Raw genomic sequence first — 14496 nt, forward strand, 5'->3', positions numbered from 1 at the left:
AACGAAATGAAACTCGCCACCCTTAAAAACGGCGCCCGCGATGGTCGCCTCGTCGTCGTCTCGAAAGACCTCACCAAATGCACCGATGCTGCGCGCATCGTCCCGACGCTTCAGGCCGCGCTCGACAACTGGGCCGTCTACGCGCCGCAGCTGCAGCAGCTGGCCGAGCAGGTCGAGATCGGTTCGGTGCCGACTTTTCGCTTCCACGAGCATGACTGCGAAAGCCCGCTGCCGCGCGCCTACCAGTGGGCCGATGGCTCGGCATACATCAACCATGTCGAACTGGTCCGCGCGGCACGTGGCGCCGAAGTGCCGGAAAGCTTCTATGATGATCCGTTAATGTACCAAGGCGGCTCCGACGCCTTCCTCGGCCCCCGTGACGACATTCCCCTCGGCGACCAGAGCTGGGGCTGCGACATGGAAGGCGAGATCGCCGTCATCACGGATGACGTGCCTGCCGGTGTCTCCGAGAAAGACGCCGCTGGCCACATCAAGCTCGTCCTCCTCTGCAATGACGTTTCGCTGCGCGGTCTTATCCCCGGCGAACTCGCCAAGGGCTTCGGCTTCTTCCAGTCCAAGCCGCCAAGCGCGTTCAGCCCCGTTGCTGTCACGCCGGAAGAACTCGGCAATGCCTGGAAGGGCAGCCTCGTGCACCTGCCGCTGCGCGTCGATTATAATGGCGAGGCTTTCGGCCGGGCCGAAGCCGGGCAGGACGCGACATTCAGCCTCGCGCGTCTCGTATCCCATGCTGCGAAGACACGGCCGCTGAGCGCTGGCACGGTCATCGGCTCCGGCACGGTGTCCAACAAGGGCGAAGACGGCGGCCCCGGCAAGCCGGTCAGCGAGGGCGGTCGCGGCTATTCCTGCATCGCGGAAATCCGCATGATTCAACAATTGTTGAAAAATGCACCCGAGACCCCCTTCATGTCTCCCGGCGATGTGGTACGCATTGAAATGCTGGATGGCGAAGGCCATTCGATTTTCGGCGCAATTGAGCAGAAGGTGGCATCAGCCTGATGGCGAGCAAGGTTTACAAGACGGCAGCAGAGGCCCTGAACGGCCTCACATTCGACGGCATGACCGTCATGGCCGGCGGCTTCGGTCTCTGCGGCATTCCTGAAAACCTGATCGCGGCGCTCCGCGACAGCGGCGTCAAGGATATCACGGCGATCTCGAACAATGCAGGCGTCGATGGCTTCGGGCTCGGCTTGCTGCTCGAGACCCGCCAGATCAGGAAAATGATCTCGTCCTATGTCGGCGAGAACAAGGAGTTCGAGCGCCAGTATCTCTCCGGCGAGCTGGAACTCGAGTTCAACCCGCAAGGCACGCTGGCCGAGCGCTGCCGGGCAGGGGGCGCGGGCATTCCCGGCTTCTACACCAAGACGGGCGTCGGCACGCTGGTCGCCGAGGGCAAGGAACACCGCGAGTTTGGCGGCGAGACCTATATTCTCGAAACAGGCCTCGTCTCGGACGTTTCCATCATCAAGGCCGAGAAGGCCGACACGCAGGGAAACCTGATCTTCAACAAGACCGCTCGCAACTTTAATCCGCCGATGGGCATGGCCGGCAAGGTCACGATCGCCGAGGTTGAGGAAATCGTCCCCACGGGCGATCTCGACCCGGACGAAATCCACCTGCCGGGCGTCTTCGTCCAGCGCATCGTCAAGTGCACTTTCGAGAAGCGCATCGAGCAGCGAACCACACGCAAGCGGGAGGCCCACTAATGCCCTGGACACGTGACGACATGGCGGCCCGCGCCGCGCAGGAACTGGAAGACGGGTTCTATGTGAACCTAGGCATCGGCATCCCGACCATGGTGGCAAACCATATCCCGGAGGGCGTCGACGTGACGCTCCAGTCGGAAAACGGAATGCTCGGCATGGGCCCGTTCCCCTATGAAGGCGAGGAAGACCCGGACCTCATCAATGCCGGTAAGCAGACGATCACCACGCTGCCGCGCTCCAGCTTCTTCGACAGCGCCACGAGCTTCGCGATGATCCGCGGTGGCCACATCAACCTCGCCATCCTGGGCGCCATGGAGGTCGCCGAGAATGGCGATCTCGCCAACTGGATGATCCCCGGCAAGCTGGTCAAAGGCATGGGTGGCGCGATGGATCTGGTCGCCGGCGTCAAGCGCATCGTTGTCGTCATGGATCACGCCAACAAGAAGGGCGAGACCAAGGTGCTTAAAGAATGCACCCTGCCGCTCACTGGCAAGGCCGTCGTCGACCGGATCATCACCGACCTTTGCGTCATGGACGTCGTTGAGGGGGGCCTGAAAGTGATCGAACTGGCGCCGGGCGTCACCATGGACGAAGTGAAGTCCAAGACCGAAGCGACGCTCGTCGACTAGCTTTCCGGAACGCCTTCAACGAAGATCACGCGGTAATCAGCGGCCTGGAACCTGTGTTCCCGGGCCGCGGTGTATTCCGGGCTGTCATACCAGGCCTTGGCTGCGGCCATGTCCGGGAAGCCGAGGATCACCACGCCATCGGCGTCTGCGCCTTCGCGCACTTCATGCGTGCCGTAAAAGGCCAGTGGCGTGATCTTGTGATCCCCGCGCGCGGCTCCAGCGGCGGCTGCGTAACGCGACATGGCTTCTTCGTCGCGCAGGCGGTCGCGGATCAGGATGACATAAGCAGGCATGGGTGTTTCCTCTCGGTCTCTTTGCCCGAGAATAGATGACCATTGCGGCGCAAATCGCAACGGTCATTATTTCATCCGAGTGTCGGCAGGTCGGAGGGCGCAAGGCGTGGCACGATCCGGTAGCGCGACAGGACGAAACAATAGAGCGCAAAGCCCATCAGGCCCACACCAGTCGCGCCCAGCAGGGTTCGTCCAAACGGTTGCGTCTCCAGCTTCTCCAGCGCTTCGCCAAAGCCCACGGCATGCTCGGCATGAGCCGTGAGCCCCGCATAGAGGATCAGCCCGCCAACAATCAGCAACACGAAGCCATGCGCCGCGAGTCCGTAGCGCAGAAAGGGCGCCAGCCGTTCGGTAACCGGCGTGCAGCGAATGTCCTTGCGATAGGAAGCCTGCCAGGCCTTGATGAAGAGATATATCCCGACGCCGAGCGTCGTGATCCCCGCAGTAATGACCAGCGCACGTCCTGCAGGGTGCTGCATCAACATCGCGCTCCAGTTGGCAGCCGAGTTGCCGTCATCGCTGGCATGGCCTTTCCAGAGAATGGTTAGCGCGGAGACGCCGAGCACCGCGTGCGTCAGGCCCGACATGATCTGCCCGGCCCGGTTGGCATAGCCTTCGGCATCGTCGCCTTCATTCTCAAGGTCCATCACCCCATCGACGAGACGCCACAGCGTGTAGGCAAAGAGACCGGCGGCAACGAAGGCCAACAGGAAGGCGCCAAGCGGGCGTGAAAAAATATAGGCTAGGGCCCCGGTCGTGCCTTCGGCTTCGCCGCCGTTGATGGCCGCAAACAGGGCCAGCGCGCCAACGACAAGATAGACTAGCCCGCGTGCGGCATAACCCGCCCGCATCAGCCAGCCGAGTGTGGTGTTGAGATTGTTGACCATATATTCCCCGTCCATACGCAACAGCGCTATAGGGACTACTGCTTCACAGCCTGCTTGTTCCGCGCGCGCACCTGTGATGTTGCGAGGAGAGGCATACTTGCCTATTGGTTGCGTTTGAAACTATCTCGCCTGAACTGGACACATTATGAACCCCGCCTTCGAATCGCTCACGGCTCTTGCGCCCGACGCCTTGCTCGGTCTGATGACCGCTTATCGCGAAGACAAGCGCGCTGAGAAGTTCGATCTCGGTGTCGGCGTCTACAAGGATGATGCGGGCCATACGCCCGTCATGTCCGCCGTCGCCAAGGCGGAAGCAATGATCCTGCAGCAGCAGACGACCAAAGTTTATGAAGGCCCACGCGGCAATCCGGATTTCTGCGCAGCCATCGAGCGTTTCGTGTTCGGCGACAGTTCGCATCTTATTGAGAAGGGCCGCCTTGTCTCGCTGGCCACGCCCGGCGGCTGCGGGGCGCTCTATCTCGGCGTCGGCCTGATGAAGCGTCTTGGTGTGAAGACCGTCTGGGTCAGCCGCCCGACCTGGCCGAACCATCCTGCACTGATCAAGAATACCGGGCTCGCCGTCGCCGACTATGACTATGCCGATCCGGAAACCGGCAAGGTGGACTTCGAAGGCCTGATGGCCAGCCTGTCACAAACGAAACGCGGCGATGGCATCATCATCCAGGGCCCGTGCCACAACCCGACGGGCATCGACCTCAGCGTCAAGCAATGGATTGATCTGGCTATGCTGACTGTCGAGCGCGGCGTAATCCCGATGCTGGACATCGCCTATCACGGCTTTGCCAGCGGCCTCGATGCCGACATGGAGGGCGCGCGCCTCTTTCTGCAGATTGCCGAAGACTCGATGGTCTCATATTCCTGCTCGAAGAATTTCGGTCTCTATCGCGAGCGCGCTGGCTGTTTTCTCGGCCAGGCCTATACCGCCCGCGCCGCGCAGGCGGTCATGACCCATGTCGCCGATATTTCCCGCACCAGCTATTCCATGCCACCCGCCCATGGTCCGGCTATTGTTGCGACGATCCTCGGCAATCCTGAACTGCGCGCCGAATGGGAAGCGGAATTGACCGAGATGCGCGAACGCATGATCGGCCTTCGCGAATCGCTGTCAGATGAACTCGTTGCCCGCACCGGTTCCAACCGATTTGCCGCGCTCGCCTCCCAGAACGGCATGTTCAGCCAGGTGCCGGTCACGCCGGAAGCAACCGTCGAGATGCGGGAGCGCCACGGGCTCTACCTTCCATCATCCGGCCGCATGAACATTGCCGGCCTTCGTCAGGCCGACATTCCGCGCATCGCGGAAATCCTCGCCGAATATCTCTAGAGGCTGAGCCCGCGCGGGGCGATTCGCTCAAGGTCTTCCAGCATAGCTGGGGGCGTCGCGATGGCCTTGCGCGCATCGAGGTCCAGCGTGATCGCCACGACCTGGCTGGTGGCCCATGGCAGGCCTGTTACGGGGTCCATGACCCAGTGCACCAGCGAATGGGTCTTCTCGGCCGTTGAGCCGAGCGAGGTGTGGATCTCGTAAAGGTCGCCGGCCTTCGGCCAGCGATGGTAGCGCAGCCTGTTTTCCAGCACCGCCGCGCCCATGCGAACGCCGCCAGCGGCGTCGGCCACCCGCTTACGCCAATCATAAAGTAGGTTCGGCACGCTGTCGGAAATGCGTCCGATGATCCAGGCAGGCGACATGCACCCGTGCACATCCAGATGGTGCTGCGGCACGGCGCCTTTGCCGATCATGGGAATACCAAGGTCACGGGCGGTCGCGATGTTGATGTCGGTCGTCGCCAAGGCAGGGGCATTGGGATCAAATGACCGCGGCGCCGCTTCTGCGGGTGGTGTATCAATATGCGCCTCAAGCGCCGCCCGGGCGCGCGTGCTCCACGCGAAGCGTTCGCGGGCTTTTGTATCGACATGCGCAACGCGTGTCAGGAAGGCGGCCGACAGTGCGCCATCGCTGTGACGCAGTTCCTGATAGATGACAGCATCGCTCTCGCCGACGCTGACGATGCAGCCATCCATGCTGATCGGGCGGCCCGGCAGCACTTCCCGAATGAAGCGGACATGCTGATCTACGGGAACAAGCGTGGATGGCGCGCTTTCCTGAAAGGCCAGCGGCATGTCCAATGCATGGGTGAAGGCGGCCAGTCCCTCAACCTGCTTTTCGACATAGAGGCGCACATTCATGTGGCCCATCTCGTCGCAATCCCATTGATTGCAACTGCCCCGCCAAAGTGTGATCACGCGTTACAGTCCCGGCAGATACCGCGCACTTCAACGACAGCACGCGTCATTTTAAAGCCTGCAGCGGCTGTTTCATCTTTCAGCGCATCGCTGGTCGCAACCGCGTGCAGCTCCTCGGCACCTCCACATGTATCGCAGATGAGGAACACGGCCGAATGGCTGTGGCTCGTATGCCCGCAAGGGACATAGGCATTCAGGCTCTCGATCTTGTGGGCAAGGCCGGCTTCCTGCAGAAAATCGAGCGCGCGATAGACAGTCGGCGGTTTGGCCGAGCCTTCGCCGTCGAGGTTCGCCAACAGGTCATAGGCCTTGGCGGGCTCGGCGCTTTCCAGCAGCAGTCGCAGGACTTTACGGCGGATGCGCGTCATCCGCGCCCCGCGCCGCATCACCAGCGCTTCGGCGTCGTTCAGGAACGTCTCCACATCCTGCGGGCTGCAGGGCGTGTTGGCGTGAATATGATCGTGTGTGTGTGCAGTGGCCATGCGCGCAATGTCGTGTGTTTTGGTGCCAATGTGAAGAGGCAAGCGGTTAACGCCTGTTTCCGGTCTGGACGACCTTTGCAAATCACCCGAGATTCGTTTCTGAGGCGAATCAAGAGGATATGTAGATGGAATTGTCGGAACGCGGCGGACTGGAGCTTTGGCGGCGGGCGGTAACAGCCTCAGTGCGCTCGGATGCGCCGGATTTGACGGCGCGCCAGCAGGCGATCCTCATGACCATTGCGCTCGTTCCCGGCCCGCACACCGTTCGCGGACTGGCCGATCATCTCGACATTGCCAAACCGGCCGTCACGCGCGCCCTCGACACCCTGTCACGGCTCGATTTCATCCGCCGTATCAAGGATGACAATGACCTCCGGAACATCTTCATTGAGCGCACGCCTGCCGGAATGACCTATCTTCGGTCCTTTGCCGGCCTTGTTATGGCCGCAGCTTCGGGCGAAACTGACGAAACCATGACGCCACGGCGCGGCGGGAAGTCGACCGCAGCTGCCTAGGCGCCGCTTGCCGAGGCCCGAACATGCCCGAACTGACAGATAGCCGCCTTGCCCGTCCGGACGGGCAGGCACAGGCCTTTCAGGTAGTTGTTGGAACAGCAGACCTGCTGGAAGGGCCCGATGCGACAGCGCGGGTGGCCACGCAGGCCCTGTTCGGCGAGATTGTTGACGTCTTCGGGCACCAGAGCGATTACGCAAAGGTGCGGTCCCGGCGCGACCACTATGTCGGCTGGATGAAGGCATCAGACCTGTCACAAGAGGTCGCAGAACCTACCCATAAAATCTCGGCTCTCCGGACCTTTGCATATGCGGCACCTGACCTGAAAGCGCCCGTTCAGTGCGTTCTCAGCCGGGGCGCTCTGTTGTCGCCTACCGCAACGGAGGGGCAATACGTCCAATCTGCCGCCGGATGGCTCCACACGCACCATGTCGCGCCCTTGGATACGCTGGAGGCCGATCCGGTTGCCGTGGCCGAAACCTATCTGCACACGCCCTACCGCTGGGGTGGACGCGACAGTCTGGGTATCGATTGCACCGGCCTCACACAGCAGGCCTTTGAGGCGACGGGCGTGCTCCTGCCGCGTGACAGCGACATGCAATACGCTTGGGCAGGGGACGAAATCGTCGACTGGAAAGTTTCAGGCGCCCTCAAGCGCGGCGATCTCGTTTTCTGGAAGGGCCACGTCGGCATCATGACGGACGCGCATCACCTTCTGCACGCGAATGCCTGGCACATGGCCGTCGCACGTGAACCGCTCGATCAGGCAATAACGCGTATCAAAACGTATTACGCCGAGCCCATAGGGGCCCGGCGCATACATGTCTCGTCTAAGAGCGGGATAACGCCAGTCTGGAAGACCGGCGCCTGAGCCCTACTCGTTTTCTTCGTCCGTCGGTGTGGGTGCGTCTTCGGTAAAGGTTTGCTCATCTGTTTCGGTCGCAGCATCTGCATCCTCGGTCACCGCTTCAGTAACGGTTTCCGTCGGCGCGGCTTCGGCGGGGGCGGCTTCATCGGACGAGGCTTCCATCGGAGCTGGGAAAGCAGGCGCGCCTGGTGAATTCGCTGCAAGGTACGCGATCACGTTGGCGCGGTCGGTATCGCGGCGCAGGCCGGCAAACGACATGGACGTGCCACGGGCAAAGGCACCCGGATTGTTGAGCCAGTGGTTCAGGTCTTCATAGGTCCAGCTGCCACCCAGGCCCGAGAGAGCGGCTGAATAGGTGAAGCCCGGGTGTGCCGCCTTGGAGGCGCCGACAACGCCGTGCAGGTTCGGTCCGGTGCCATTGGCGCCGCCGTCCGTGATGTTGTGGCAGGTGGTGCACTGGGCTTTGAAGACGCGCTCGCCTTTGGAAGGGTCAGCAGCAGCAAGCGCCGCACCGAGGTCGAACACCTCTTCTTCGGCTTCGCCACCGCCACCGCTATCGGCAACAGCAACGCAATACGCGTACTTGGCGCACATCTGCTCGCTCAGGGAGGTCGCTTCAGCTTGCTCTTCACCATGATGGCCTTCGCCACCGTGGTTGAACACGATGGCCGAAAGCTGATGCAGGGCCATCAGGCCGAGCGCGGTGGCGAGCAACGCGCCGAGGATCTTGTTGAGACCGAGTTCTCCCATTGGGGCATTCCTTCGAATCTATCTGTCATGTGTCTTGGCGCGCGCCTTTTGGCACGCTAACGGAGTGCAGACAACATAAAGGCTGTGAGGAAGGGGCGCTTCTCCTTTCGTCGCGGCGATCCGACGCATGCACAGAAGGTTAAAAAGGACGCTGAATGGCCAATCACATCGCGTATCAGGGCGAACCGGGCGCAAATTCCCACATCGCGTGCAACGAGGCCTACCCGCGCCTGACGCCGCTCCCCTGCCGTACGTTCGAGGACTGCTTCACCGCCGTGGAGAAGGGGGAAGCCGAATTAGCCATGATTCCGGTGGAAAACACGATCGCGGGCCGTGTGGGTGACATCCACTATTTGTTGCCCACGACAAACCTCCAGATCGTGGCCGAGCATTATTTGCCCATCCGGTTCCAGCTGATGGCCTTGCCGGGCGTGAAGCTGGACGAAATCAGGAAGGCGCGGTCCCATATCATGGGCCTTGGCCAGTGCCGGAACTTCCTGAAGGCTCATAATATCGAGCCTGTGACGGCAGCAGACACGGCTGGCGCGGCCCGCGAAGTCGCGGAAGCCGGTAATCGCGCCGTGGCGGCCATCGCGCCACGCCTCGCGGCCAAAGTGTATGGTCTGGACATTCTTGCCGAGGATATCGAGGACGCGGCCCACAATACGACCCGCTTCATCATCATGTCGCGCACGGCCAAGGATATCGAAGCAGGGCAGGGGCCTGCGAAGACCGCTTTCCTCTTCGAAGTGCGCAACATTCCCGCAGCGCTCTACAAGGTGATGGGCGGTTTCGCCACGAACGGCATCAACATGACCAAGCTGGAGAGCTACCAGATCGGCGGCTCCTTCACGGCGACGCAGTTCTACGCAGAAATCGAAGGTCATCCGGACGAACGTCCGGTGCAGATCGCTCTGGAAGAGCTGGGCTTCTTCTCGCAGTCGCTGAAGATTCTCGGCGTGTTCCCCGCCAAGCCGGCCCTCGGTTTCTAGCAGACGGGCGTCTCGAATTTCAGCGCGTCGGCGACATGCTCGGCGAACAGCTTGGCCTTGCCGCGCAGCTTGCCGGATGTCCACACGCAATGGATCGGGCTTGGCGTGGCTGTCCATTCCGGCAGAACGCGCACAAGGCTGCCGTCATTGACGCATCCATGTACAAGCCAGCTCGCCGCCAGGAAGAGGCCAAGGCCGTTCTGAGCAGCCTGTAGCAGCAGGTCGCCAGACGAGGCCTTGAATCGCCCATCTACTTTAACCGTCTCCGTTTCGCCATTGCGAGATAGTGTCCATTCGGTTGTCGACGTCTGGCGGAACATGAGAGCGTCATGCTGGCTAAGGTCGCGCGGATGCTGGGGCACACCCCGCGCTTCAAGATATTCCGGCGCCGCAAACAGGGCGCGGGGTGCCTCGCCCACTTTTTTCGCCATGAGGCTGGAATCTACCAGCGTCCCGATCCGGAAGGCGAGATCCACGCCCTCACCAACGAGATCAGTATAGGTGTCATCGGTCAGCACATCGACGCGGATATGTGGATAGAGCTTCATGAAGCTCGCAATCCGCGGCCCGATCACCAGGCGGGCCATGGACGAGACGCAGGAAATCCGCAGCAGGCCAACCGGCTCATGGTCCAGCCCACGCGCTTCTGCTTCCGCATCGTCGAAGTCGGCCAGGATGTCGCCGGCGCGCTTGTAGAAACGCTCGCCCGCCTCTGTCAGGCTCAGCGAACGGGTCGTGCGCATGAAGAGCGCGGCATCCAGCGTGGCTTCAAGGTCCTGTATCCGCCGGGAAACGGTCGGTTGGCCGAGGCCGAGATCACTCGCTGCCTTGGAGAAACTGCCAGCATCCGCAACGCGAATGAACAGGCGCATGGCATCAATTCGGTCCACCCCGGGCCTCCTATGCGTATTCAGAATGAAGCATATGGGGTCTCTCGGCGTTCTGCGAAGGGCAAAACCGCCTAAATCCTTCACGAACAGGGACGGACATCTCTCCGTCCGGTGATTGATCCAGGAAAGCCACCCCATGAGTGACCTGAAGATACATGACGAGACCACGGCGCCATCTGCCGCGAGGGATGCGCTCGCTGGGGTAAACAAAACCTATGGCATGATCCCCAACATGCTGGGCGTTCTGGCCGAAAACCCCGCAGCGCTGGAGGGGTACCTCTCCCTGTCGAAAAGTTTTGAGCACTCAGGCTTGGATCCGCTTGCGCGCCAGGTGGTCTTGCTCACGGTCAGCATCGAGAATGCGTGCCACTTCTGTGTCGCGGTCCATTCCGCAGTCGCATCAAAGGCGGGGCTCGATCCGGCAGTGATTGATGCGGTCAGAAGCAATCAGGCGATTGCAGATGCCCGTCTGGATGCGCTGCGTGTCTTCACGCGTCGCATGGTGCGTCAGCGTGGCTTCGTATCCGATACGGAAGTGTCGGTCTTTCTGAATGCCGGCTGGGACAAGGCGGATATTCTGGCCGTCATTCTTGGCGTCTCCCTGAAGACGATCTCAAATTACACCAACCATGTCGCCGAAACGCCGCTCAACAAGGCCTATAAACCCTTTGCCTGGGCACCGTGCACGCGGGCCTGCTTCGCGGGTTAGGCGTGGGTCGCATACTTCACAACCGGTAATGGGCCGCTCACGGAATTGTGGGCCCGCGTTACACCGGTTTGCTTTGTCATGCGGCGGCCTCCCGTGAGACATTGCGTTCATAAACAGGGAGAGGGACGCGCAAATGCTCGACAGGATAAAGACATACGCACCGATTGTCTTCAGCCTCATCGCTGCGGCGGTGCTCCTCGATAGCCTTCGCTACAAGTTCACCAATGCTGTCGAAACGCAGGTCATCTTCGGCCGGCTGGATGCATGGGCGGCCAGTTTCGGGGCAGGGGGCCTGTTCGCGCAGACCGGCCTTTTCAGCCAGTACGTGATTGGCTCCGCCGAGCTAGTGGCCTCGACACTTTTCCTACTCGGTCTTGTCCCGGCCTTGCGCCGCCTGCAAACACTGGCTGCCCTGATTGCCGTCGCAGTCATGAGCGGCGCGGTCAGCTTCCACCTGTTCACGCCGCTGGGCATTGATCCCAACAATGACGGCGGCGGCCTGTTCGCCATGGCCGTCACTGTCTGGCTGGGGTCACTGGCCCTGCTCATCTTCAGGCGCGAGACGCTGTTCAGCATTCTTGGCGGCATCCGCGATGCCATTCTTCCCGGAGTGGAGCACGGCCCGTCATCACACGTTACAGGAACTCAGGCGAAAGCTGTCTGAGTTCCTGCCTGGTCGCCGGGGATATGTTGGCGAGGCATCGCCCCTTCCTGCCTCGTTCGCTCTCCGCCCCGGCGACCCCTTTTTTTAATCCAGACCATGGGTGCCTTATGAAATTCCGTTCCACGCTCTTCGTCGCTGCGCTGCTCCTTGCACCTGCGATATATGCCCCAATCGCCTCGGCCGAACCGGCCATCTACACGGGCCGTTTCTCGACCACGGCGCTGCAGGGATACGATCCTGTCGCTTATTTCGAGACCGGCGCGCCCGCCAAGGGGTCGAAGGATTTCACGACTGACTACAAGGGCGCGACCTTCCAGTTCACCAACGCCGAGCATCGCGATGCCTTTCTCGCAAACCCTGAGGCTTATGCGCCGCAATATGGCGGATACTGTGCCTGGGCGATGGCCGACGGCAAATATGCCAAAGGCGATGCGCGCTATTGGAAGATCGTCGATGGCAAGCTCTATCTGAATTACAATTCCGACATCCAGGGTAAATGGAATGCGGACATTCCGGGCTTCGTTTCCAAGGCCGATGCGGAATGGTCTGCGCTTAACCATTAAGGCAGGTTTTGCCACACATCTGAATCGTATTTTTACCGTCGCCCGCTCTCATTCCGAGGGCGGGCGACGTGTTTTTTCCTGTATTCCCAAGGCGCCGATTCAGGGGCGTTGCACGCCGGCCACACACTTTGGCCGTATGCAAACATGAATCGGAATTCACGCACCTTGCCACAATCAATCGCTAGATTTCGGGTTCCCGGAGACGGGATCAACATAAGGAAATACCTCCCATGAAACTTGCACTCACCACGGCCCTGACGATCGCTGCTCTCGCCGCTACTCCCGCCCTCGCGCAGGAGCAGGGTTTTTACGGCACGTTCGGTTATGGAAACTACAGCGCCGATGATGCCGACCTTGGCGCCATCCAGCTGCGTGGAGGCTACAACTTCAACGAATTCCTCGGTGCCGAAATCGAGGGCGCAATCGGCGTCGCCGACGAGTCCACCTCGATTGCTGGCGTCGATGTGAACGTTGAACTGGAAAATTCCTACGGCGCATATGCCGTGGGCCGGATCCCGTTTTCCGAGAAAGCCGACGTGTTCGGTCGCGTCGGTTACGTGAGCACGGAAATCAAGGCATCTGCTGGCGGCGTCTCGGCTTCCGCCGACGATGATGCTGCCGCGCTGGGCATCGGTGGCGACTATTATTTCGCCCCGAACCAGGGCGTGCGCGTTGGCTATACTTATCTGGACTATGACGACTCGGTCGACGTGATCGACGTGGCCTATGTCCTGAAATTCTAGTCAGGGCGAAAGGGTCCGGCCGCGTGGGCAGCCCTTGAATTGACCGCAAGGCAGGACGGCCCCCGTGCTCCAAGAGAGTGCGGGGGCTTCTTTTTTGCACATCTGCGCAGTGCTTTGAAAACGCATAAAAAAACGGGCGAGACACGCTCGCCCGTTTCTCGAATTATCGTCCGTAGACTTATTTCTTTTTGGCGGCCGGCTTTTTCGCGGCTGGCTTTTTCGCGGCTGGTTTCGCAGCAGCTTTTTTCACGGCAGGCTTCGCAGCGGCTTTCGCAGCAGGCTTCGCGGCCGGTTTTTTCACGGCTGGCTTTGCAGCCGGCTTTTTCGCGGCTGGTTTAGCAGCGGTCTTGGTCGCAGCTTTTACGGCTGGCTTAGCGGCCGGCTTTTTTGCTGCTGGTTTTGCGGCCGGTTTTTTTGCGGCCGGTTTTTTCGTTGCAGTCGCCATTTCCAATCTCCTGTCAGTGGCGAGCCAATAATATTGTGATTCGCGGGAAATCAACTCTTGATTTTCACCTGAGGCGCGAGCGGGAAACGAAGTTCCGTATACGTCTATTCGTCGCGAAGGGCCCAAGTCTTCAGTATATGATGCGCAATGGCCATCGGCGGCGGCGCATAAAGTTCAGAATGTTTCCCGGAAAGAATTTCACGTGCTTCGGCGCGTGTGATCCATCGGGCTTCATCGAGCTCCGTTTTGTCGACCGTTATTTCCGTTGTTTCCGCTTCAAGAATGAGCCCCACCATGAGTGAAGATGCGAAAGGCCAGGGCTGGCACGCGACGTATTCAGCGCTCGCCGGATCACATTTGATACCCGCCTCCTCAAACAGTTCGCGCGCTGCGGCCTGCTCGATCGTCTCGCCCGGTTCGCAGAAGCCCGCGAGGCACGACATGAATCCCGCCGGCCACATCGCCTGGCGTCCGATCAGGCATTTCCCGTCTTTCACGGCCAGCATGATGGCGACCGGGTCCGTGCGCGGAAAGTGCTCTGTCCCGCACGCCTGACACTGGCTCTTCCAGCCTGCGTCGACAATGCCGACCACGCCGCCACACTTCGCGCAAAAGCCATGGCTCGAATGCCAGGCAAACAGGCTGCGCGCCGTCGAGGCGAGATTGGCTTCCATCTCGGCCATGGCACCCACTGCCGCACGGAAATCCTTGAATTCGCCCGTACCAGCAATCAGCGATGCGGCGACGTCAAACCGCTCCGGCAGGTTCATTGCGAATACCGGTGCGCCGGTCTTGTCTTCGCCCATGAACAGAACGGGCGATCCCGGGGAAAGTTTGCGCGCTTCCGGTCCCATCCAGAACAGGCCGCGCGTTTCCAGGAAGGGTTCGCCAGCCCGCATCAGGAAGTAAAGAGATGCGTCATCCTGCATGGCCTTTTCCAGCCAGGCTTCGTCCGTCCGCCTGTGTGCCGCGCGATCAAGGGGTTTTGCCGCCAGCGGCATGTCATTGGAGTTTGTCATGGAATGGGACACTATCGGTTTGCCAAAAGAAGGGAATTCCTTACCCGGCGTCGGCAATCCTGC

The 14496-nt window shown here is 60.9% G+C and carries 19 protein-coding genes; 11 read left to right on the top strand and 8 right to left on the bottom strand.

The genetic code is table 11. The annotated features are described in order from the left end of the window. The first annotated feature begins 6 nt into the window (after positions 1-6). Genes V7651_RS07690 through V7651_RS07700 form a run of 3 tightly spaced genes read left to right on the top strand, consistent with a single transcriptional unit; the run spans position 7 to position 2353 of the window. Entirely contained in the window at positions 7-1017 is a 1011-nt protein-coding gene (locus V7651_RS07690) for a fumarylacetoacetate hydrolase family protein (protein WP_335612792.1), read from the top strand. Continuing rightward, on the top strand, positions 1017-1724 hold the full coding sequence (locus tag V7651_RS07695; RefSeq protein ID WP_335590768.1) for a CoA transferase subunit A: 708 nt from the start codon (positions 1017-1019) through the stop codon (positions 1722-1724). Before V7651_RS07690 ends, V7651_RS07695 begins: the two co-directional genes overlap by 1 nt. Then, entirely contained in the window at positions 1724-2353 is a 630-nt protein-coding gene (locus V7651_RS07700; RefSeq protein WP_035536139.1) for a CoA transferase subunit B, read from the top strand. The genes V7651_RS07695 and V7651_RS07700 overlap by 1 nt, the downstream gene beginning before the upstream one ends. Here V7651_RS07700 and V7651_RS07705 read toward each other — a convergent pair. Together V7651_RS07705 and V7651_RS07710 are read right to left on the bottom strand one after the other, a co-directional pair. Further along, positions 2350-2646: a DUF1330 domain-containing protein gene (locus V7651_RS07705; RefSeq protein WP_335612793.1), complete on the bottom strand. Its 297-nt coding sequence runs from the start codon at positions 2644-2646 to the stop codon at positions 2350-2352. The genes V7651_RS07700 and V7651_RS07705 overlap by 4 nt on opposite strands. Before the next feature lie 71 nt (positions 2647-2717). Further along, positions 2718-3533, bottom strand: a complete 816-nt coding sequence (locus tag V7651_RS07710) for a DUF1206 domain-containing protein (protein WP_335612794.1) — start codon at positions 3531-3533, stop codon at positions 2718-2720. A 145-nt stretch (positions 3534-3678) separates the two neighbouring features. On the opposite strand from V7651_RS07710, the gene V7651_RS07715 reads away from it, so the two are divergent. Further along, positions 3679-4875, top strand: coding sequence for an amino acid aminotransferase (locus V7651_RS07715; RefSeq protein ID WP_335612795.1), 1197 nt, complete (start codon positions 3679-3681; stop codon positions 4873-4875). Here the strand turns inward: V7651_RS07715 and V7651_RS07720 are convergent. Both V7651_RS07720 and V7651_RS07725 read right to left on the bottom strand, forming a co-directional pair. After that, positions 4872-5795 (bottom strand): acyl-ACP thioesterase, encoded by a 924-nt coding sequence (locus V7651_RS07720; protein ID WP_335590764.1) that lies wholly within the window; start codon positions 5793-5795, stop codon positions 4872-4874. The genes V7651_RS07715 and V7651_RS07720 overlap by 4 nt on opposite strands. Further along, positions 5792-6277, bottom strand: a complete 486-nt coding sequence (locus V7651_RS07725) for a transcriptional repressor (RefSeq protein WP_035536267.1) — start codon at positions 6275-6277, stop codon at positions 5792-5794. Before V7651_RS07725 ends, V7651_RS07720 begins: the two co-directional genes overlap by 4 nt. A gap of 125 nt (positions 6278-6402) precedes the next feature. On the opposite strand from V7651_RS07725, the gene V7651_RS07730 reads away from it, so the two are divergent. Both V7651_RS07730 and V7651_RS07735 read left to right on the top strand, forming a co-directional pair. Then, the gene (locus tag V7651_RS07730) at positions 6403-6792 is read left to right on the top strand and encodes a MarR family transcriptional regulator (protein WP_051614788.1); all 390 of its coding nucleotides are present in this window, start codon (positions 6403-6405) and stop codon (positions 6790-6792) included. A gap of 23 nt (positions 6793-6815) precedes the next feature. Continuing rightward, complete coding sequence (locus V7651_RS07735; RefSeq protein ID WP_335612796.1) at positions 6816-7661, top strand: C40 family peptidase; 846 nt, start codon at positions 6816-6818, stop codon at positions 7659-7661. Between the two features lie 3 nt (positions 7662-7664). On the opposite strand, the gene V7651_RS07740 is transcribed toward V7651_RS07735, so the two are convergent. Continuing rightward, entirely contained in the window at positions 7665-8408 is a 744-nt protein-coding gene (locus V7651_RS07740; protein WP_335612797.1) for a c-type cytochrome, read from the bottom strand. Between the two features lie 155 nt (positions 8409-8563). Between V7651_RS07740 and V7651_RS07745 the strand changes: the two genes are divergently transcribed. Then, positions 8564-9400, top strand: coding sequence for a prephenate dehydratase (locus V7651_RS07745; protein WP_335612798.1), 837 nt, complete (start codon positions 8564-8566; stop codon positions 9398-9400). On the opposite strand, the gene V7651_RS07750 is transcribed toward V7651_RS07745, so the two are convergent. Then, entirely contained in the window at positions 9397-10290 is an 894-nt protein-coding gene (locus tag V7651_RS07750; RefSeq protein WP_035536129.1) for a LysR family transcriptional regulator, read from the bottom strand. The genes V7651_RS07745 and V7651_RS07750 overlap by 4 nt on opposite strands. Before the next feature lie 136 nt (positions 10291-10426). Between V7651_RS07750 and V7651_RS07755 the strand changes: the two genes are divergently transcribed. The 4 genes from V7651_RS07755 (at position 10427) to V7651_RS07770 (ending at position 12969) form a co-directional block, all read left to right on the top strand. Next, positions 10427-10999: a carboxymuconolactone decarboxylase family protein gene (locus V7651_RS07755; protein ID WP_335612799.1), complete on the top strand. Its 573-nt coding sequence runs from the start codon at positions 10427-10429 to the stop codon at positions 10997-10999. A 133-nt stretch (positions 11000-11132) separates the two neighbouring features. Further along, positions 11133-11663 (top strand): hypothetical protein, encoded by a 531-nt coding sequence (locus tag V7651_RS07760; protein ID WP_335612800.1) that lies wholly within the window; start codon positions 11133-11135, stop codon positions 11661-11663. Between the two features lie 107 nt (positions 11664-11770). Then, on the top strand, positions 11771-12226 hold the full coding sequence (locus tag V7651_RS07765; RefSeq protein WP_051624522.1) for a YHS domain-containing (seleno)protein: 456 nt from the start codon (positions 11771-11773) through the stop codon (positions 12224-12226). Between the two features lie 230 nt (positions 12227-12456). Continuing rightward, positions 12457-12969, top strand: a complete 513-nt coding sequence (locus V7651_RS07770) for a porin family protein (protein WP_051624521.1) — start codon at positions 12457-12459, stop codon at positions 12967-12969. Positions 12970-13147: 178 nt separating this feature from the next. On the opposite strand, the gene V7651_RS07775 is transcribed toward V7651_RS07770, so the two are convergent. Together V7651_RS07775 and nudC are read right to left on the bottom strand one after the other, a co-directional pair. Beyond that, entirely contained in the window at positions 13148-13414 is a 267-nt protein-coding gene (locus V7651_RS07775; RefSeq protein ID WP_081812043.1) for a hypothetical protein, read from the bottom strand. 104 nt (positions 13415-13518) lie between these two features. Continuing rightward, on the bottom strand, positions 13519-14433 hold the full coding sequence (gene nudC / locus V7651_RS07780; RefSeq protein WP_335612801.1) for an NAD(+) diphosphatase: 915 nt from the start codon (positions 14431-14433) through the stop codon (positions 13519-13521). Positions 14434-14496 lie beyond the last annotated feature (63 nt).

Origin of the sequence: Hyphomonas oceanitis (genome assembly GCF_036964545.1) — a bacterium.
Taxonomy (GTDB): domain Bacteria; phylum Pseudomonadota; class Alphaproteobacteria; order Caulobacterales; family Hyphomonadaceae; genus Hyphomonas; species Hyphomonas oceanitis.

Excerpts from the sequence above, each read along its gene's own strand:
- V7651_RS07705 (WP_335612793.1), bottom strand. The coding sequence starts at position 2,646 with ATGCCTGCTTATGTCATCCTGATCCGCGACCGCCTGCGCGACGAAGAA.
- V7651_RS07700 (WP_035536139.1), top strand. The coding sequence starts at position 1,724 with ATGCCCTGGACACGTGACGACATGGCGGCCCGCGCCGCGCAGGAACTG.
- V7651_RS07770 (WP_051624521.1), top strand. The coding sequence starts at position 12,457 with ATGAAACTTGCACTCACCACGGCCCTGACGATCGCTGCTCTCGCCGCT.
- V7651_RS07730 (WP_051614788.1), top strand. The coding sequence starts at position 6,403 with ATGGAATTGTCGGAACGCGGCGGACTGGAGCTTTGGCGGCGGGCGGTA.
- V7651_RS07775 (WP_081812043.1), bottom strand. The coding sequence starts at position 13,414 with ATGGCGACTGCAACGAAAAAACCGGCCGCAAAAAAACCGGCCGCAAAA.
- V7651_RS07715 (WP_335612795.1), top strand. The coding sequence starts at position 3,679 with ATGAACCCCGCCTTCGAATCGCTCACGGCTCTTGCGCCCGACGCCTTG.
- nudC (WP_335612801.1), bottom strand. The coding sequence starts at position 14,433 with ATGACAAACTCCAATGACATGCCGCTGGCGGCAAAACCCCTTGATCGC.
- V7651_RS07740 (WP_335612797.1), bottom strand. The coding sequence starts at position 8,408 with ATGGGAGAACTCGGTCTCAACAAGATCCTCGGCGCGTTGCTCGCCACC.
- V7651_RS07710 (WP_335612794.1), bottom strand. The coding sequence starts at position 3,533 with ATGGTCAACAATCTCAACACCACACTCGGCTGGCTGATGCGGGCGGGT.
- V7651_RS07760 (WP_335612800.1), top strand. The coding sequence starts at position 11,133 with ATGCTCGACAGGATAAAGACATACGCACCGATTGTCTTCAGCCTCATC.
- V7651_RS07735 (WP_335612796.1), top strand. The coding sequence starts at position 6,816 with ATGCCCGAACTGACAGATAGCCGCCTTGCCCGTCCGGACGGGCAGGCA.
- V7651_RS07755 (WP_335612799.1), top strand. The coding sequence starts at position 10,427 with ATGAGTGACCTGAAGATACATGACGAGACCACGGCGCCATCTGCCGCG.
- V7651_RS07745 (WP_335612798.1), top strand. The coding sequence starts at position 8,564 with ATGGCCAATCACATCGCGTATCAGGGCGAACCGGGCGCAAATTCCCAC.
- V7651_RS07690 (WP_335612792.1), top strand. The coding sequence starts at position 7 with ATGAAACTCGCCACCCTTAAAAACGGCGCCCGCGATGGTCGCCTCGTC.
- V7651_RS07695 (WP_335590768.1), top strand. The coding sequence starts at position 1,017 with ATGGCGAGCAAGGTTTACAAGACGGCAGCAGAGGCCCTGAACGGCCTC.
- V7651_RS07725 (WP_035536267.1), bottom strand. The coding sequence starts at position 6,277 with ATGGCCACTGCACACACACACGATCATATTCACGCCAACACGCCCTGC.
- V7651_RS07765 (WP_051624522.1), top strand. The coding sequence starts at position 11,771 with ATGAAATTCCGTTCCACGCTCTTCGTCGCTGCGCTGCTCCTTGCACCT.